Origin of the sequence: Pseudomonas psychrophila (assembly GCF_001043005.1) — a bacterium.
GTDB lineage: Bacteria > Pseudomonadota > Gammaproteobacteria > Pseudomonadales > Pseudomonadaceae > Aquipseudomonas > Aquipseudomonas psychrophila.
Genome location: NZ_JYKZ01000001.1, coordinates 113,116 through 129,680, shown reverse-complemented (window position 1 = coordinate 129,680; position 16,565 = coordinate 113,116). Strand labels below are relative to the sequence as shown.

18 protein-coding genes and 1 pseudogene are annotated in these 16,565 nt (G+C 57.7%); 8 read left to right on the top strand and 11 right to left on the bottom strand.

The genetic code is table 11. The annotated features are described in order from the left end of the window. Window positions 1–9: 9 nt before the first annotated feature. Both TU76_RS00580 and TU76_RS00575 read left to right on the top strand, forming a co-directional pair. A complete protein-coding gene (locus TU76_RS00580; RefSeq protein ID WP_003446817.1) occupies window positions 10–303 on the top strand; it encodes a hypothetical protein in 294 nt (97 codons plus the stop codon). 97 nt (window positions 304–400) lie between these two features. Then, window positions 401–1,429, top strand: coding sequence for a L,D-transpeptidase family protein (locus TU76_RS00575; protein ID WP_019827603.1), 1,029 nt, complete (start codon window positions 401–403; stop codon window positions 1,427–1,429). 148 nt (window positions 1,430–1,577) lie between these two features. Here TU76_RS00575 and oprI read toward each other — a convergent pair whose 3' ends face one another. After that, the gene (oprI, locus tag TU76_RS00570; protein ID WP_003172710.1) at window positions 1,578–1,829 is read right to left on the bottom strand and encodes an outer membrane lipoprotei OprI; all 252 of its coding nucleotides are present in this window, start codon (window positions 1,827–1,829) and stop codon (window positions 1,578–1,580) included. Window positions 1,830–2,327: 498 nt separating this feature from the next. On the opposite strand from oprI, the gene TU76_RS00565 reads away from it, so the two are divergent. Then, window positions 2,328–2,609 (top strand): GNAT family N-acetyltransferase, encoded by a 282-nt coding sequence (locus TU76_RS00565; protein WP_019827604.1) that lies wholly within the window; start codon window positions 2,328–2,330, stop codon window positions 2,607–2,609. A gap of 49 nt (window positions 2,610–2,658) precedes the next feature. On the opposite strand, the gene TU76_RS00560 is transcribed toward TU76_RS00565, so the two are convergent. The 7 genes from TU76_RS00560 to TU76_RS00530 all read right to left on the bottom strand — a co-directional run bounded on the left by TU76_RS00560 (window position 2,659) and on the right by TU76_RS00530 (window position 9,272). After that, a complete protein-coding gene (locus TU76_RS00560) occupies window positions 2,659–3,756 on the bottom strand; it encodes a 2Fe-2S iron-sulfur cluster-binding protein (protein ID WP_048350846.1) in 1,098 nt (365 codons plus the stop codon). Between the two features lies 1 nt (window position 3,757). Further along, window positions 3,758–4,825, bottom strand: coding sequence for an aromatic ring-hydroxylating dioxygenase subunit alpha (locus TU76_RS00555; protein ID WP_048350845.1), 1,068 nt, complete (start codon window positions 4,823–4,825; stop codon window positions 3,758–3,760). A gap of 240 nt (window positions 4,826–5,065) precedes the next feature. Further along, window positions 5,066–6,166, bottom strand: coding sequence for a DUF2817 domain-containing protein (locus tag TU76_RS00550; RefSeq protein WP_019827607.1), 1,101 nt, complete (start codon window positions 6,164–6,166; stop codon window positions 5,066–5,068). A 29-nt stretch (window positions 6,167–6,195) separates the two neighbouring features. Further along, window positions 6,196–6,963 (bottom strand): ABC transporter ATP-binding protein, encoded by a 768-nt coding sequence (locus tag TU76_RS00545; protein ID WP_019827608.1) that lies wholly within the window; start codon window positions 6,961–6,963, stop codon window positions 6,196–6,198. 27 nt (window positions 6,964–6,990) lie between these two features. After that, window positions 6,991–7,704 carry an ABC transporter permease gene (locus tag TU76_RS00540; protein WP_019827609.1) on the bottom strand — a complete coding sequence of 238 codons (714 nt, stop codon included), beginning with the start codon at window positions 7,702–7,704 and terminating at the stop codon, window positions 6,991–6,993. After that, entirely contained in the window at window positions 7,701–8,390 is a 690-nt protein-coding gene (locus TU76_RS00535) for an ABC transporter permease (RefSeq protein WP_019827610.1), read from the bottom strand. The genes TU76_RS00540 and TU76_RS00535 overlap by 4 nt, the downstream gene beginning before the upstream one ends. A 111-nt stretch (window positions 8,391–8,501) precedes the next feature. Continuing rightward, on the bottom strand, window positions 8,502–9,272 hold the full coding sequence (locus TU76_RS00530; RefSeq protein WP_019827611.1) for an ABC transporter substrate-binding protein: 771 nt from the start codon (window positions 9,270–9,272) through the stop codon (window positions 8,502–8,504). Window positions 9,273–9,622: 350 nt separating this feature from the next. Here TU76_RS00530 and TU76_RS00525 point away from each other — a divergent pair, with 350 nt between their 5' ends. Continuing rightward, window positions 9,623–10,558, top strand: coding sequence for a LysR substrate-binding domain-containing protein (locus TU76_RS00525; protein ID WP_019827612.1), 936 nt, complete (start codon window positions 9,623–9,625; stop codon window positions 10,556–10,558). A 110-nt stretch (window positions 10,559–10,668) separates the two neighbouring features. On the opposite strand, the gene TU76_RS00520 is transcribed toward TU76_RS00525, so the two are convergent. After that, window positions 10,669–11,745 (bottom strand): 3-deoxy-7-phosphoheptulonate synthase, encoded by a 1,077-nt coding sequence (locus TU76_RS00520; RefSeq protein ID WP_019827613.1) that lies wholly within the window; start codon window positions 11,743–11,745, stop codon window positions 10,669–10,671. A 131-nt stretch (window positions 11,746–11,876) separates the two neighbouring features. After that, window positions 11,877–12,323, bottom strand: a complete 447-nt coding sequence (locus TU76_RS00515) for a PilZ domain-containing protein (RefSeq protein WP_037032650.1) — start codon at window positions 12,321–12,323, stop codon at window positions 11,877–11,879. Here TU76_RS00515 and TU76_RS00510 point away from each other — a divergent pair. From TU76_RS00510 to cysB, 4 genes and pseudogenes are all read left to right on the top strand, one after another. After that, a pseudogene (locus TU76_RS00510) lies at window positions 12,322–12,707 on the top strand (YbbN family protein). The gene TU76_RS00515 and the pseudogene TU76_RS00510 sit on opposite strands and share 2 nt — an antisense overlap. Before the next feature lie 37 nt (window positions 12,708–12,744). Next, on the top strand, window positions 12,745–13,662 hold the full coding sequence (locus tag TU76_RS00505) for a 5'-nucleotidase (RefSeq protein WP_046809564.1): 918 nt from the start codon (window positions 12,745–12,747) through the stop codon (window positions 13,660–13,662). Window positions 13,663–13,756: 94 nt separating this feature from the next. Then, a complete protein-coding gene (locus tag TU76_RS00500; RefSeq protein WP_019827619.1) occupies window positions 13,757–14,257 on the top strand; it encodes a universal stress protein in 501 nt (166 codons plus the stop codon). A gap of 113 nt (window positions 14,258–14,370) precedes the next feature. Next, window positions 14,371–15,345 (top strand): HTH-type transcriptional regulator CysB, encoded by a 975-nt coding sequence (cysB, locus tag TU76_RS00495; protein ID WP_046809565.1) that lies wholly within the window; start codon window positions 14,371–14,373, stop codon window positions 15,343–15,345. 63 nt (window positions 15,346–15,408) lie between these two features. Here the strand turns inward: cysB and TU76_RS00490 are convergent, their stop codons facing one another. Next, window positions 15,409–16,545 carry a catalase family protein gene (locus TU76_RS00490; protein WP_046809566.1) on the bottom strand — a complete coding sequence of 379 codons (1,137 nt, stop codon included), beginning with the start codon at window positions 16,543–16,545 and terminating at the stop codon, window positions 15,409–15,411. Window positions 16,546–16,565 lie beyond the last annotated feature (20 nt).

The window sequence follows — 16,565 nt, the reverse complement described above, 5'->3', positions numbered from 1 at the left end:
GAGCCCCCGATGTCGCGTCCTGCCTGGTCTTTATATGCCTATCAACTGATCGAGCCTGACGAACAGCTCGATTTGTTCGCCTGCCAGGAGGTACGGGTGCATCTGGTGACGCGTCAACTGGAGCTGGGAGGCACCATTGACCGTACCTTGTGTGGCTCATTGCTACCTGCACAACCGCGTTGGTCGGATGTCACTCGCAAGGTCTTTCAGGATCATCGGTTATGCCCTCTGTGCCGGGCAATTATCGAGTCGCAGCGACGTGGCACGGAGCCTATCTGGCCAGAGTTGCGCTTTGAACTATGATGTTACCTGTTTGATGCCCTAGCCGGCTCACGCTCCCCGTGGGCGCGGTGTACACTCCCTTTTTTGTCCCCCGTTGATTATGCGAAGGATGTTCCGGATGTTGTCGCGCCTACCTGCCGTCACCCGCTACCTGTCAGTTGCCGCACTCTGTGTTGCGGGTCCCGCTGTCGCGCTTGAATTCCCGCTGCCACCGCCTGGCGAAGATGTTGTCGGCGAAGTGCAGGTCATCAAGGGCAAGTACGAAGACTCCTTTGCTGATCTGGGAAACAAGTACGAGCTGGGCTATTCGGAAATGATCGCAGCGAACCCGGGAGTGGATGCCTGGTTGCCGGTCAAGAAGAACCTGGATGGAACGATAGTCGACACCGATATTGTGTTGCCAACCCAGTTCATTCTGCCGCCGGGCAAGCGTGAAGGGATCGTGATCAACCTGGCCGAGTATCGTTTGTATTACTTCCCGAAGGATCAGAACAAGGTCTACACCTTTCCGCTGGGGATTGGCCGCGAGGGGTGGGGCTCGCCTTTGGGGCAGACCAAAATCACTGCCAAGACGCCCAATCCGACCTGGACGCCACCGGCTTCGATCAAGGCCGAGCACGCCCGAAATGGCGACCCGCTACCGAACGTTGTGCCTGCCGGGCCAGATAACCCATTGGGCCCTTTCAAGTTCACGCTCGGCATGCCGGGCTACTTGATCCATGGTTCGAACGCCAAGTTTGGTATTGGCACGGGGACCAGCCATGGCTGCTTCCGGATGCTTAACCAGAACGTGCTTGAAATGTCGCGCATGGTGCCTGTCGGGACGCCTGTGCGAATCATTAACGAGCCGTACAAGATTGGTGTCAGCGGCGGGAAGGTCTTCCTTGAGGTGCATGAGCCCCTGAACGTCAAGGATGGCTCCCTGTTGGCTGTCAGCGACAAGTCCCACTTGACCCCTGAAGACTTGCAGAACAAATACGCTGCATTCATGAACTTTTTGCTCAAGCACAAAGACCTGGAAAACAGCATCCAGATCGACAAGGACAAAGCGTTCCCTGTTGTGGGTGCCGAGACGGGTATACCTGCAGAAATCGGCATATCCAATTCCACAGTGGTGGGTGGCCAGTCTTTGGACTACGTGCAGTAAAACGCACTAAAAACGCACTAAAAACGCGCATTAAAAAGCCGCCGCGGTTAATACCTTCGGCGGCTTTTTATTGACTGCTTAGTAACCGGCAGGCAATAAAAAAGCCGACCTATAAATAGGTCGGCTTGATAATAATCCCGAAGGACTATTACTTGCGGCTTGCTTTTTCAAGCATGCGCAGAGCGCGCTCGTTTGCTTCATCAGCAGTCTGTTGTGCTTTTTGAGCAGCAGCCAGAGCTTCGTCAGCTTTACGGTAGGCTTCGTCAGCACGAGCCTGGGAGCGAGCTGCTGCGTCTTCAGTTGCAGTCAGACGGGCTTCAGTTTCTTTAGATACGCTGCTGCAACCGGTAGCCAGAACTGCGGCCAATGCCAGAGCAGAGAATTTCAGAACGTTGTTCATCGTGTTCCCCTTCAAGGACTTTCTAATTAAAGCTGCTCCTTCAAAGTGAGGAAACAGCCGGCGTACATAGTACCCATTACTTGTAGTAAGTAAAATGACCTAGCGCAAGAACCAAAAAAAATATTTGGCAAGCATTGTTGATCGGCTAGATTTAACTGATTGTGCTTGTAAAACAGTCAGTTTGGAGTGCAGTCAGCGGCATGCTCGTGATGGCACAACGTGACTTTAAGTGTGGTTCTACGTCATAGCCTCAACCTTCCGAAAAATGTTCAGGGCTTCTTTAAGGTTGTCGGGCTGAAGAAACGTTTGAGCTGGCTTGATTTGCTGGCAGCAGCCGACCCCATGAACTGAACATTTGTATTGAGAGTGACTACTCTTCCATCAGGCCTGTTCACACATTCTGTGCTGGCAGCTCGTGCGTGACGGCGTAGTAGTTCCCTCGGCGGAAAAACAACAGTAAGGTAGGGGTCACGGTTCAAGACCCGCGAAGGAGCAATGATGAGCGAGGCGTTGTCTATCCACCATGACCAGGCAGGTCACCAGTTTGAGACCACTGTCGACGGTCATCGTGCTTACCTGACCTACATGGATCTGGGCAAGCAGACTCTGGATATCTATCGCACGTTCGTGCCCAATGCCCTGCGTGGTCGGGGTATAGCGGCAGCATTGACGGAGCAGGCGCTCGATTACGCCGACAAGATGGGATATGAGGTGATTCCTTCATGTTCGTACGTCGAACGTTATATGGAGCGTCACAAGCGCCCTCAGGCCAATACCTGAAACCAGACTCATGAAAACGCCGGGCTTGCCCCGGCGTTTTTGTGTGCGCCTACAACTGCACGGTAATGGCGCTGGTGGGGCGTGTGCAGCACAGCAGGATGTCGCCGGGTTGCGGTGCATCCAGTGGTTCCTCCAGATACTCCACAGTGCCTTCCTGCAGTCGGACCTGACAGGTATTGCATAGGCCCGCCCGGCAGTTGAACGCCGGTTCAAGCCCCGCCTGTTCGGCCAACTCCAGCAGCGAGTTACAGCTTTCATTCCACATCACCCGAGTACCGGACGGCATGAAGCAGACACTCAGGGTGTCGTCATCCGTGCCCGCAGCAGTCTGGACGATGGCGGGTTTTGCAACCGCACTGGCTTCATCTTCTTCCAGCACCGCAGCGGGCCCAAAAAACTCATAGTGAATACGCTCCCTCGCCACCCCAAGGCTGCGCAACAGGCGCCAGTTTGCCTGCATGAACGGCCGGGGGCCACACAGGTAGACATCGTAATCGTCCAGTGGCAGCAGCTGTTGCAGGGTTTGACGCGTGATCAGGCCCTCACTGTGATGGCGGCCCCCGTCGTCTGCCCCGGGGTTGCGGTAGCAAAAATGCACGGCAATGCCCGAGCGCTTGTCGGCCAGGGCCAGGACCTCCTCGCGTAACGCGTGCACCGCCCCGTTCTCACAGGCATGCACAAAGTGCACGGTCCGGCCCGGCTGCTGGCTCAGGGTGTGGAGCATGCTGACCATCGGTGTCAGACCGACCCCGCCGCTGAACAGCAGCACAGGTCGTGTACTGATCTCGTCCAGTACAAACGTGCCGGACGGGCCCGCAACGTCCAGCAGGTCCCCGACCTGCACGCAGTCGTGTAGATGGCTGGAGCCCAGCCCGGATGGCAAATGGGGTTGGTCGAAGGGCGCAGGTTCGCGCTTGACCGAAATCCGCACCTGGCGCCCATTGGCAGCGCAGGCACTGAAGCTGTAATTGCGTATCACCGTGCTGCGGTCTGTCAGTGTCAGGCGCAGCGTGAGGAATTGGCCGGGGCGGAAATCAAGCTGGCTGATTCCGTCTGCGGGCGTCAGGACGAAGGACGTGATGATTGCGCTTTCAGGTTGCTTGTCGATCACCCGCCAGGCTTTAAAACCCGGTGTTTGAGTGCTCATCTCAGGCCTCCACGGTATTCGGCTTGGCGGGTACCAGCGGGATCAGCTCCTGGGGTTGTTCCAATGCAATCAGTCGCGCCAGATTGCGTCGAAACCGCAACGGCCCCGCGTCTGAAGCCAGGTCAATATTCGGGCTGCGCTTGTGGGCCATGCCCTCATGCACAGCGCTAAGTACAACCCGGTCCTCGGCAAACGCGTGGCGCACGTCTTCGTCAAACTGACGGGAAATGTCCTCGTTGTCCTGATCGAAATTACGCACTTGAAACCAGTAATAGCGCGTGTTCGAGTCGTCGATAGGGGTCATGAAATTGTAGGAGTTCATCAGGAATACCTGTTCATGCAGCGCGCCGTCATCGCTGCCTGTGCCCGCCGGGGTGAAGATGGCCTTGATGATGGCCTGGGCCGGATAGTGGACTTCGTAGTGTTGCTTGCGATCACAGTGGCCGCTGAATTTGACGAACTTGGCATAGAAGGGCGCGACTTCAACGTCACGCATCCAGCGCGAAACGATCACGCCGACATCGGTAACCGTGGTTTGCAGCGGTTCCTGGGCACAGGCAGCGTTGCCGAACGAGGACTGATGGACCCAGGCCACATGGGACGGATCAAGCAGGTTGTCGGTCATGTACAGGTAGTTGCAAGGAATGATCATGCTGTCGCCACGATTCAGGCCCCAGTCAGGATCGCCCCACTCGGGTACGTGACAGATCTTGTCGGCATCGGCCAGTTCGGCGTCGCCCATCCAGATCCAGATCAGGCCGTAACGCACCTGCAGCGGGTAGCTGCGCACTTTGGCGCCTTTGGGCACATGGCTGCTGCCAGGGGCTTTTACGCAACTGCCGGAGCAGTCGAAGGTCAGGCCGTGATAGCCGCACTCGATGTCATCGCCTTTGCGTCGGCCCAACGACAGCGGCAGCTTGCGGTGCGGGCAAGCATCCTCCAGGGCTACCGGGGTGCCATCCTCCTTGCGATACAACACCACCGACTCATTGAGCAGCTTGACCGCAAGCAACTCCTCACCCAACTCGGTTTCACTGGCTGCGACATACCACGCGTTGCGCATAAACATGCGGTCTCTCCTTATTATTCTGGTGTGTGCCCTGTGCGAGGACGTGACCAGAATAAGAGGCATCGCATGAGTAAGAATAGAGGTCTAAAACTGTTGTGTGCTTTAGTTTTTCTTAACTAAAAGACATCGGATACGAAAAAAACTGTGGGAGCGGGCTTGCACGCGATGCAAGCAACACGGCACATCCGGCACGCTGCGCTAATGCCATCGCGAGCAAGCCCGCTCCCACAGGACAAGGGGCTACTGGGTAAGGGACGCTAGCGCCCGCTCCCAAATCTGCCGTGTACGCACCCATACCAGCTCTTGCCAGTCAGGGTCGGCCGGGAAAAATTGCTCCAGCAGTTTGAGCTTGATCTGCCGGGCTTGCGGGCTGAACAGGTCGCCGTGCAGGTGCAGCCACTGGTCGTCGCGCAACACCGTATGAATCTGCTCGCCCGGATAGGTCCCGCACTCGATCACAAACGGCATCAACCGCACGCCGGGCAGGGCATTGATGATGGCTTGCGAGGTGTACCCGGTTGCCGTGGCGGCAACGCCCGTATCACTGTGGCTTCCAGCGCCGGTCATCAGGGTGAACAGCCATGGGCCAAACAGCCGCTGAGCATCCTCCAGTGCCGGATAAGGCGCTTGGGCGATGGTCATCAGCATCGGATGGCCGTAATCACCGGCACCGGTGTGCAGATCGAAACACATGACGCTGCTGGCGTGCGCCACATGCTCCTGGAGAATGCGGTGCAGGGTCCGGTTCGACCAGCTGGCGCCGTCGCCACCGTAAAACAGCCCGTCGGGATGGCGATACTGCCCCCCTTCAACAATCGACATCACCGCTGACCAACCTTCGCGTTGAACCCGCTCATTGAGCAGGGCATCGGCCTGTTCCCGTTGCGGCCCGCGCAGTTGGTCGCAGGCGTAAATCCCGTGCAACGCTTCGTACGCCTGGTTATCAGGGGGGGGCTGGTTGAAGTCCAGATAGTTGCGATTGAGGTCGATATTGTCTTCGTTGACCCGGCGCATCCAGGCCGTGCCCCACGGATTGATCAAGTGAATCAACAACACGGCCACATCATCGGGCAGGCTGCGCTCGCGCAAGGTGTGTAGCCACTGGCGCTGACTGTCCGAACCGTAAAAACCCTCTACACCGTGGGTGCCGCTCAGGGCCACCAGCAAGTGTTTTGCCTGGGGGTTTCCGAGCAGAGCGACGTCGGTGCTCAGGGCCTCGCCAAACGGGCCGCGAAGTGGATGTGGGTACTCGTAAAGCTGTGCGCCTGCCTCGTTGGCTGCAGCCAAAAACTGCTCACGCTGGCTGGCAAAACTGCGGTGCGAAGGGAAACCTGTGGTCATGCTGTGCTCCTGCTGAACTGCCTGACTGTTCACTTCAAGCGCCCTGAAAGAAACTGGGTCAAGCGCTCGCTCTTGGGGTTGACCAGCACTTCGCCCGGCGGGCCTTGCTCCTCAACCAGCCCCTGATGAAGGAACATCACATGGTTGGAAACATTGCGTGCAAAGCCCATTTCATGGGTCACCACCACCATGGTGCGGCCCTCTTCGGCCAAGGCTTGCATGACCTTGAGCACTTCACCGACCAGCTCCGGGTCCAGAGCCGAGGTGGGTTCGTCGAACAGCATGACTTCCGGCTCCATCGCCAAGGCCCGGGCAATGGCCACGCGCTGTTGTTGACCGCCGGACAGGTGGGACGGGTATTTGCTTTCGACCTCGGGTGCCAGGCCCACCTTGTGCAAGTACTGGCGTGCGCGCTCGATGGCTTCCTTGCGCTTGATGCCGAGCACATGCACCGGGGCTTCGATGATGTTTTCCAGCACGGTCATGTGCTGCCATAAATTGAAATGCTGAAACACCATTGCCAGCTTGGTACGTACTTTCTGTAATTGGCGCGGGTCAGCCACACACAGCGCCCCGTTCAGATCCTGTTTGGTGCGGATAGGCTCGTCGTTCACCGTAATGCTGCCGGCGCAGGGCTGTTCCAGAAAGTTGATGCAGCGCAAAAAGGTGCTTTTACCTGAACCGCTGGAGCCAATAATGCTGATCACGTCACCGGCCTTGGCCTTCAGGGACACGCCCTTGAGGACCTCGTGATTACCGTACTTCTTGTGCAGCCCCTCGATACTGAGTTTGTACATGCTCGATGTTCTCCAAGTGATGCCGGTTCAATGGGCCTGCGGTTGCAAGAAGGCTAGCCAGCGGTTTTCGCAGCGGCGAAACAACCAGACCAGGGTAAAGACCATCACCGCGTACAACACGGCGGCCAGGCCAAAGGCTTCAAACGAGGAGTAAGTGGCCGAGTTCACATCGCGCGCGACCTTCAACAGATCCGGAACCGTGGCGGTGAATGCCAGCGTTGTGGAGTGCAGCATCAGGATCACTTCATTGCTGTAGAACGGCAGCGAGCGGCGCAACGCAGAAGGCAGGATGATGCGTCGGTAGAGGGTAAATTCAGACATGCCATAGGCGCGTCCGGCTTCAATCTCGCCATAGGGCGTGGCGCGGATGGCTCCGGCGAAAATCTCCGTGGTGTAGGCGCAGGTGTTGAGGGCAAAGGCCAGCAGCGTGCAGTTGATGCCTTCTCGAAAGAAAGCATCCAGCGTCGGTTGGTCACGCACCACCTGCAAGCTGTAGATCCCGGTGTAGAGAATCAGCAGCTGGATGTACAAGGGGGTGCCGCGAAAAACGTAGGTGTAGAACCACACAGGAAGGCGCAGCAGTGGATTGCGCGATACACGCGCCACCGCCAGTGGCACGGCCAGGGTGCCGCCGATGGCGATGGAGGCGACCAGCAGCCATAGGGTCATGGCGACGCCCGAGAGTTGATAGCCATCGAACCACAGGTAGGACTTCCAGTATTCCTGGATGATTTCGTTCATAGCTGGGCACCTCTGACGCCGACCGAGTAGCGGCGCTCAAGCCACATCAATACACCGTTGGACACTGTGGTCAGGGCCAGATAGATCAACCCGCCGATCACGCTGAAAAAGAACAGGTCCATCGAGTTCTTGCCGGCATCCTGGGTGACTTTGACGATATCGATCAGTCCGATGATCGACACCAGGGCCGTCGCCTTGATCAGTACCTGCCAGTTATTGCCGATGCCCGGCAGCGCGAAGCGCATCATTTGCGGGAACAGCACGCGCATGAAGACCTGGCGCCGATTCATGCCGTAGGCCACGGCTGCCTCAAGCTGGCCAGCCGGTACGGCCTGAAAGGCACCGCGAAAGGTTTCAGTGAAGTACGCCCCGTAGATAAAGCCCAGAGTCAGCACCCCGGCGGCGAACGGGTTGATATCGATTTGCTCGAATTGCAGCCATTCGGTGAGGTTGTTCAGCCAGATTTGCAGGCTGAAGAACAGCAGCAACATGATGACCAGATCCGGCACGCTGCGGATCAGCGTGGTGTAGCCCGCTGCCAGGTAGCGCACTGCCGGTTGCTTGGACAGCTTGGCTGACGCGCCGATCAGTCCCAGCGTGACGGCCAGCAGCATCGACAGCAGTGCCAGCTGGATAGTCGCCAGCGTCCCATCGACAATCAGTGAGCCATAGCCCTGTAAGAACATGTTCTGTCGCTCCATGGGCAACGACGGTCCGCAGACCGGTTGCACGAAAGTGAACTGCAAGGCACCGGATCGCCTTCATGCAGGCCATCCGGCACCGTTCAGACGCGGGCTTCAGTTATAGATGTCGAAGGTGAAGTACTTTTTCTGGATCGTGTCGTAGGTGCCGTCCTGATGCATGGCAGCCAATGCCCGGTTGATGGCTTCGAGCAGTACCGGGTCGTCCTTGCGCAGGCCGATGGCGATGCCTTCGCCCAGGATCTCAGTGTTGGTAACCGCGTCGCCGGCAAAGGCGAAGCCGTTGTTTTTGCTGGTTTGCAAGAAGCCGATATCCGCCACTGCTGCATCGGTCAGGCTGGCATCAATCCGGCCGCTGACGAGGTCGGGGTATAGCAGGTCCTGGTTGGGGTAGGTGACCATGATCACCCCTTGCGGTGCCCAAATGGCCTTTACGTAAGCCTCTTGAGTGGTGCCTTGGGCGACGCCTACGCGCTTGCCTTTGAGCGACTCGGGGGTCGGCAGCAGGCCGCTGTCTTTTTTGGCGATCAATCGGTTAGGCGAGTTGTACAGACGATCCGAGAACGCGACGTTCTTTTTACGCTGCTCGTTGACGGTCATGGCCGACAGCACAGCGTCGAACTTCTTCGCCCGCAAGGCAGGGATGCTGCTGTCAAACGGGGTCTCGACCCATTTGCACTTGACCTTGAGCTCGGCACAAATGGCATTGCCCAGATCGATGTCAAAGCCTACCAGCTCGCCTTTTTCGTTTTTGGATTCAAAGGGGGCGAAGGTCGGGTCAACTCCGAAGCGAATCTCGGTCAAGTCCTTGGCCAGGATGCCGGTGGATGTCAGGGCTAAGACAGCTGCGAGGACAAGTTTTTTCATTTTTATTTTCCTTTGTCTGACGGGTTCGGCGTGAGGACCGTTCAACAGATACGTCGCGCATTGATCGTACCTGTATATACATGATGAGCAAATTACAGGCCAATTCAGCTGGATAGCGTGCCAGAGCAGTTGGCTGGATAGGTTAGGGCCAGGAATGCACTGGTTTTGTCACTCAGCAGCGGTGTGTCGTTACGTAGAGTTACATTCGTGTGGGAAATTTCCTCGTCCTGTTGAGGGGGAGTGGCTCTACCAGAATACGAGGCTTTCATTTTTCTAAAAGAGGGTGAAAGCTGTGGCTTCCTATAGCTCAGCTAAAGTATCAATCCGTCAATTTGCATCAGGAGATGCTGATGAACAGCTTGCCTTCCCTGCGTGCCTTGCAGGTTTTTGAAGCCGTTGGACGCTTCGGCGGGATTGTTGAGGCGGCCAGGCGCCTCGGGATTTCGGCAGGAGCGGTGAGCCAGCAGATGAAGTTGCTGGAGGACACCCTGGGTTTGAGCCTGACCCACAAGGTCGGCAAGCGCATCCGCCTGACCGTTGCCGGGCAGCGTTACCACGAGAGTTGTGCTGCGGCGTTTGAAAGTTTGCGCGTCGCCCAGACCGAGGTCGAGCGTTCGAAAAATGCCAGCAACCTGCGCATCAGTGCGTTGCCGTCGTTGCTTTCGCAGTGGCTTGCCCCCCACATCTATGCCTGGCAGGACGAGCACCCACAGCTCAATGTATTTCTCGACGCCAGCCATGCCGAACCGTCGACAGAGGGCTATGACATCGATTTTCGTTTCACCTACGGCGATTACGTGGCGGGCGAAAACGCCATCGAGTTGTACCGCGATTGCGTGGTGCCGGTGCTGAGCCCGCACATGTTGCGAGCCGATGCTGCACTCAACAGTCCCGGGGATTTATTGGCGTATCCCTTGTTGTCGATTGACTGGCTGCCCAAGTTTGCCTCGCCGCCGTCCTGGCGCGACTGGTTCAAGTCACGGCAGGTGGACTGTGAAGGCCTGCGCGATGGTTACCGGGTCTATTCACTGTCGTCCATGGCGATCCATGCGGCGCTGGCGGGGCAGGGCGTGGTGCTGGCGCAGTATTCGATGGTGGCGGATGAGTTGGCGCAGGGGCGCCTGATCATGCCGTTCGCCCACGGCTTGCCATTGCCTTCGGCGTATTTTCTGGTGGGGGCAAAGGGGGCGTTTGACCGGGCGCACTGTCGCGACTTTCATCGCTGGATGGTGGCCAGGGGGCGGGAACAGATGGTGGCGAGTCAGCGGTTGCTGGAGAACACATAATCTGAAACCAACGTGGGAGCGGGCTTGCTCGCGATGCCGGCGACACGGTCATTCAGCCAGACCGTGTAGCTGCCATCGCGGGCAAGCCCGCTCCCACGTGTTAGTGCGTTTTAGCCGCGATCACGCTTTGGTAGCACATCCTTGAGCTTGGCACGCATGCTGCGCAGGGTGCTTTCGGTAGATGCCCAATCGATGCAGGCATCGGTAATCGACACGCCGTACTGCAGGTCTTCGAGGTTTTTAGGGATTGCCTGGCAGCCCCAGTTCAGGTGGCTTTCGACCATCAGGCCGATAATCGACTGGTTGCCCTCGACGATCTGGTTGGCCACGTTCTCCATCACCAGCGGTTGCAGGGCCGGGTCTTTATTGGAGTTGGCGTGGCTGCAGTCGACCATGATGTTCGGGCGGATTTTCGCCTTGTTCAGTGCCTGCTCGCAGAGCGCAACGCTGACCGAATCATAGTTCGGCTTGCCGTTGCCACCGCGCAATACCACGTGGCCGTAGGCGTTACCCTTGGTGGTCACGATCGACACGCCGCCTTCCTGGTTGATACCCAGGAAGCGATGCGGGCTGGAAACCGACTGCAGGGCGTTGATCGCAACGGTCAGGCCGCCATCGGTGCCGTTTTTGAAGCCTACCGACGAAGACAGGCCAGAGGCCATTTCGCGGTGGGTCTGCGACTCGGTGGTGCGAGCGCCAATGGCCGACCAGCTGATCAGGTCCTGCAAGTACTGCGGGGAGATCGGATCGAGGGCTTCGGTGGCCGTTGGCAGGCCCATTTCAGCCAGATCCAGCAGCAGCTTACGGCCGATATGCAGGCCGTCCTCGATCTTGAACGAGTCGTCCAGGTACGGGTCGTTGATCAGGCCTTTCCAGCCTACGGTGGTGCGTGGCTTTTCAAAATAAACGCGCATGACCAGATACAGCGTATCGCTGACTTCTGCGGCGAGCACTTTCAGACGCTCGGCATACTCGTGGGCAGCCTTGATATCGTGGATCGAGCAAGGCCCGATGACAACGAACAGTCGATGGTCAGTGCCATCCAGGATGTTGCGAATCACCTCGCGTCCTTTGGTCACCGTCTGCAGAGCAGCTTCACGCAAAGGCATTTCGCGCTTGAGCTGTTCAGGTGTGATCAGGGTTTCGTTGGAGGCAACGTTTAGGTCGTCGATCGGTAAATCAGCCATCGTGTTACTCGTCAGGTCACGGGTGCCGGCCGCCAGCGATCCCCGTGCGGCGGAGCACAGCTTGATTGAGCGCATCGGGGAGCCGAACCTTAACGCGTTATCCGGTTATTCGACAATGGGCAGGCGCAGCTTTAATCCAGTACTGCCTGCGCCATCGCGTGATCCAGGGTTGCCTGAGAGAATTCGGTGGCGTGATGACTGACCCATTCCAGGGCAAGGGCTTCCAGGTCTTGCGGGCATGAGTTTTGTCGTTGCTGGAGGCGTGAATAGTGTTCGATCTGGCATACCTGTTCGCCCATGCGCGCGCCGAACAGTGTTTGTTCGTCGATCAGGGCAACGCCTATGCGGTAGCCCTTCGGCTGTTTCTCGCACCAGGCTATATAGCCCGGGTAGTGTGCGCTTTCCCCCAGGGTGGGCATGTACATGTCGACGGCGGTACCCCGTCGCCAGGCTCTATCGCTGTTGCATGACACGCCTGCGAGGCTGATAGAGTGCAGCTTGTGGCGCGAAAGTGAAGGTTGTTTGCGTCGCGTTATCTCAACGGGAATATCGTCAGGGTGAGGTAAAAAACGACCCATGAAAGCTGACTCCAAGTGCCATCAAATTAGTATTGTCTTTTGAGTATAGTGACTGAAATGGAACTGACAGACTTTGATGCCGATCAGCGCCTGCTGGCGTTGCCCGGGACTTCGCTGCTGATCTTCACCGGCGCGGGCTGTTCGGCATGCCGTACGGCCCGCCGCCTATTGCCCGATATGCAGTTGCCTGTTGATCGGTTGTGCTGGATCGATGCCGGTGACAATGGTGGCCTGGTCGAGCGTTACGAAATTTTCCATCTGCCAACCCTGTTTGTGGTGCGTGACGGGGCCTTTTACGGTGAGTTGAAGTCCCGCCTGAGCGAGGGCGAACTGGCGCACCATGTCCGACTGGCCTTGATGCATGAGCCTGACGAGCTACCGTGAACCGATGTCCGAACCCGCTTGAACCTGTGGAGGCAACATGAGCAAAGGCTTAAAGGGCAAGCTGGTGCTGGCCATTTCTTCTCGAGCCCTGTTCGATTTGAGTGATAGCCATCAGGTATATCTGAGCAAGGGGATCGAGGCGTACCGGCAATATCAGATTGAGCATGAAGATGAAGTGCTGGCGCCGGGGGATGCCTTCGCGCTGGTCAAAAAGCTCCTCAGTTTTAACGCAAGCCTGGGGCGTAACCGGGTTGAAGTGGTTCTGGTCTCGCGCAACAGTGCCGACACCGGACTGCGGGTGTTCAATTCAATCCAGCACTACGGCCTCGATATCTCCCGTGCAGCCTTCAGCGGCGGGCGCAATCCCCATCCGTATCTCAATGCCTTCGGCTGTGATCTGTTCTTGTCGACTCATGCCGAGGATGTGCGCAGCGCACTGGATGCGGGCTTTGCAGCGGCGACGATCCTGTCGGGTGGCGCGCTGCGGGCCGAGAGCAACGAGCTGCGCATTGCCTTTGATGGTGACGCGGTTTTGTTTTCCGATGAGGCGGAACGGGTTTTCCAGTCTGGCGGCCTGGAGGCTTTTCAGTCTCTAGAGCGCGAATCTGCTCGCAATCCACTGCGTGGCGGGCCGTTCAAGGGCTTTTTGGAGGCGCTTAACCTGCTGCAACGCGAGTTTCCTGACGACTCTTGCCCGATTCGAACCGCGCTTGTCACTGCTCGCTCGGCACCGGCCCATGAACGGGTTATTCGTACACTGCGCGATTGGGATATTCGTCTGGATGAGTCGCTGTTTCTCGGTGGGCTGGACAAATCGGCGTTCCTGGAAGCGTTTGCTGCCGATGTGTTTTTTGATGATCAGGCAGGCCATTGCGAACGGGCGCGTCAAGTTGTCGCTACCGGTCATGTCCCTCACGGCATCAGCAATGAATCCCGGGACTGCGCCCCTGAGTAAGCGCCACATGCAAGTTGTCGAGCGGGTCTTCGCAGTTGTCCGGGCGCTGCTAAGCTGAATCTACCTCGTCCATTAAAGCTGTCGGGAAGGTCGCATGATTCGCTCAATTCTGTACGCCACTGACCTTGGCGTTTATGCGCCCGTTGTAATGCAGCATGCGTTGGGGCTTGCCCGCAGCTTCGGCGCAGACCTGTTTGTGGTGCATGTGGTCGAACCCATGGGGTTGTTTGCCGAGTCAGTCCTGCAGAGCTACCTCGATGAACAGGCGTTGAATGAACTGCATCGCCAGGGCATGCACACCATGCTTTCGAATATAGAGTTGCGTGTGCTTGAGAATCTTCGTGAAGAGTTGGCGGGGTGGGAGCCGGAACTGGCCTTGATTCGATCGGTCAAGGTGATTCAGGGTGAACCTTCGCAGGTCATTCTGGAGCAGTCACAAAAGTTGTGCGTAGACCTGTTGATCCTGGGCAGTCACGCCCAGCCCACGGGAGGCGAGTCGCATTTGGGGCGAACCGCAACCCGGGTTATCGAGCTGGCGCAGGTGCCGGTGTATCTGGTGCCGCTGATACAGCGTCGGCGCAGCGCTGATGTGTAAGGCTGATGAATCGATAAAAACGATAAAAAGTTCTAGATTTCTTATTCCAACCTTCCATATAGTTATATATCGCCGCCGATACCCTTGGCGTCTATCAGCTTTGAGGGATGCATATGAAGCTTCAACAATTGCGCTACATCTGGGAAGTGGCGCACCACGACCTCAACGTTTCGGCTACCGCACAGAGCCTTTACACCTCACAGCCGGGTATCAGCAAACAGATCCGCCTGCTTGAAGACGAGCTGGGGGTCGAAGTCTTTGCCCGCAGTGGTAAACACCTGACCCGAGTGACGCCGGCAGGCGAGCGCATCATCACGACAGCTGGCGAGATCCTGCGCAAGGTCGAAAGCATCAAGCAGATCGCTCAAGAATTCTCCAACGAGAAGAAAGGCACGCTGTCGATTGCCACCACCCATACCCAGGCGCGTTATGCCTTGCCGCCGGTGATCAGCAACTTCATCAAGCAGTACCCGGACGTCGCGCTGCATATGCATCAGGGCTCTCCTATGCAAATTGCCGAGATGGCCGCTGATGGCACTGTCGACTTCGCCATTGCCACTGAGGCCCTGGAGCTGTTTGGCGATCTGGTCATGATGCCGTGCTACCGCTGGAATCGCTGCGTGGTCGTGCCACAAGGTCACCCGCTGACCAAGCTGCCCAAGTTGACCCTCGAAGCCCTGGCTGAATACCCGATCGTGACCTACGTGTTCGGCTTTACTGGCCGTTCCAAACTTGACGAAGCCTTCAGCCATCGCGGCCTGACCCCAAAGGTGGTGTTCACTGCGGCTGATGCTGACGTGATCAAGACCTATGTGCGTTTGGGCCTGGGTGTTGGCATCGTGGCCAAAATGGCCGTCGACACCAAACTCGACAACGACCTGGTGGTACTGGATGCCAGTGAGCTGTTCGAGTCCAGCATCACCAAGATCGGTTTCCGTCGTGGCACCTTCCTGCGCGGGTTCATGTGCGACTTCATCGAGAAATTTGCCCCGCACCTCACCCGTGAAGTGATGGCAAAGGCTATTGCCTGCCACAACAAGCAAGAGCTAGAAGACCTGTTTGCAGGCGTCGAACTGCCGGTGCATTGATCACGGGCAGCGCACAAATCCTGTGGGAGCGGGCTTGCCCGTTCCCACATTTATTTGGGCGTTTTACTGCTGCGAATTACGCGTATGCCGGTAATCGCTCACTGCGTCATACACCGCCCTGCGCAGGCGGTTGATCCCGCCAATCGGCCGATGCTCTTCGATGCCATGCCACGGACTGAACGACAGGTTGTCACACGCCAGATTCTGGCTTGGGGTGTCGAAGTCCTGAGGGGCAATTTTGACCCGCGCCACGGTCTCGAAGGGGGCGTCAGACTCTTTCCATTCAATGCTGGTGTCTTCGATCGGCATGAAGCGATTGGCGTTCTGGCGTTGAATCTGCAACACAAAACAGGCGGCAACCCGGTCTGTGGAGAGTTGCTGGTTCAAGGCATTGCGCAAGAAGTTGGGCAGCGCCTCATTTTGTTTCGGTAACGTGTAAGCCGGGCAGCTGTCAGGGTCCGGCGCTACACGGTATTTGGCATTGGCGGTGCCAAACTTGTAAGGCGATACCGAAAAATACGTGGTTTGCGTTGGGCTCGTCGGGGCGGGCGCCAGTGTGGCCAGGGCAATAAACAAATGGCGGATCTGCCAGCTGCGTGGATCCCATGACGGGAAGAAGGCCAGGGCCTTTTTGCCATCTGCCTGCGCACCGATGTTCTGGCGGTATTCGGCCACATCGCTGACGAAGAAGTTGGGGTGGTTGAACATCACAAAATCCTGTTCGCCACGGCCCTGCTGACTGGGTAGCAACTGAGTCCCCGGTACGTCCAGCAACTTGATCGCCATGCCCCGCGCATCACGGATGCTGTCGAATTGCGGGTAAGCGTTGCCATTGGACAGACGCATCACTGCTTGCCAGTGTTTCCCCGGTGTTGCGAATACCCCTTCACGTAATGCCGGATCGAGGTCGTCGAGCACCTGGACCTGCGCTTTGACGCAACCGTGAGCCTTGGCGTGTGCATCGCGCAGATAACGAGTGTTCTCGCGGTGCTGGTCAACGATCCTGATCGCTGTCTGAAGAGTGTCCTGGGTCATGGCGGCTTCACCCGCCGGGATTTGCTCCTGGGCCGAGACGGGGCCGCGATGCTGCCAGGCGTACCAGCCCGTGGCCAATCCCCAACCGAGCAACCCCAAGGCGATCAGCGCCAGTAGTAACCTGCCCAGCCATTTGCCGAGTCCAAGCCAGAAAGCGGTCAGCATGCAAACATCCTTTTAGCGAA

What these genes read in the sequence shown, in the direction of transcription:
- TU76_RS00580 (WP_003446817.1), top strand. Translation starts at nt 10, where the DNA reads ATGTCGCGTCCTGCCTGGTCTTTATATGCCTATCAACTGATCGAGCCT.
- TU76_RS00575 (WP_019827603.1), top strand. Translation starts at nt 401, where the DNA reads ATGTTGTCGCGCCTACCTGCCGTCACCCGCTACCTGTCAGTTGCCGCA.
- oprI (WP_003172710.1), bottom strand. Translation starts at nt 1,829, where the DNA reads ATGAACAACGTTCTGAAATTCTCTGCTCTGGCATTGGCCGCAGTTCTG.
- TU76_RS00565 (WP_019827604.1), top strand. Translation starts at nt 2,328, where the DNA reads ATGAGCGAGGCGTTGTCTATCCACCATGACCAGGCAGGTCACCAGTTT.
- TU76_RS00560 (WP_048350846.1), bottom strand. Translation starts at nt 3,756, where the DNA reads ATGAGCACTCAAACACCGGGTTTTAAAGCCTGGCGGGTGATCGACAAG.
- TU76_RS00555 (WP_048350845.1), bottom strand. Translation starts at nt 4,825, where the DNA reads ATGTTTATGCGCAACGCGTGGTATGTCGCAGCCAGTGAAACCGAGTTG.
- TU76_RS00550 (WP_019827607.1), bottom strand. Translation starts at nt 6,166, where the DNA reads ATGACCACAGGTTTCCCTTCGCACCGCAGTTTTGCCAGCCAGCGTGAG.
- TU76_RS00545 (WP_019827608.1), bottom strand. Translation starts at nt 6,963, where the DNA reads ATGTACAAACTCAGTATCGAGGGGCTGCACAAGAAGTACGGTAATCAC.
- TU76_RS00540 (WP_019827609.1), bottom strand. Translation starts at nt 7,704, where the DNA reads ATGAACGAAATCATCCAGGAATACTGGAAGTCCTACCTGTGGTTCGAT.
- TU76_RS00535 (WP_019827610.1), bottom strand. Translation starts at nt 8,390, where the DNA reads ATGTTCTTACAGGGCTATGGCTCACTGATTGTCGATGGGACGCTGGCG.
- TU76_RS00530 (WP_019827611.1), bottom strand. Translation starts at nt 9,272, where the DNA reads ATGAAAAAACTTGTCCTCGCAGCTGTCTTAGCCCTGACATCCACCGGC.
- TU76_RS00525 (WP_019827612.1), top strand. Translation starts at nt 9,623, where the DNA reads ATGAACAGCTTGCCTTCCCTGCGTGCCTTGCAGGTTTTTGAAGCCGTT.
- TU76_RS00520 (WP_019827613.1), bottom strand. Translation starts at nt 11,745, where the DNA reads ATGGCTGATTTACCGATCGACGACCTAAACGTTGCCTCCAACGAAACC.
- TU76_RS00515 (WP_037032650.1), bottom strand. Translation starts at nt 12,323, where the DNA reads ATGGGTCGTTTTTTACCTCACCCTGACGATATTCCCGTTGAGATAACG.
- TU76_RS00505 (WP_046809564.1), top strand. Translation starts at nt 12,745, where the DNA reads ATGAGCAAAGGCTTAAAGGGCAAGCTGGTGCTGGCCATTTCTTCTCGA.
- TU76_RS00500 (WP_019827619.1), top strand. Translation starts at nt 13,757, where the DNA reads ATGATTCGCTCAATTCTGTACGCCACTGACCTTGGCGTTTATGCGCCC.
- cysB (WP_046809565.1), top strand. Translation starts at nt 14,371, where the DNA reads ATGAAGCTTCAACAATTGCGCTACATCTGGGAAGTGGCGCACCACGAC.
- TU76_RS00490 (WP_046809566.1), bottom strand. Translation starts at nt 16,545, where the DNA reads ATGCTGACCGCTTTCTGGCTTGGACTCGGCAAATGGCTGGGCAGGTTA.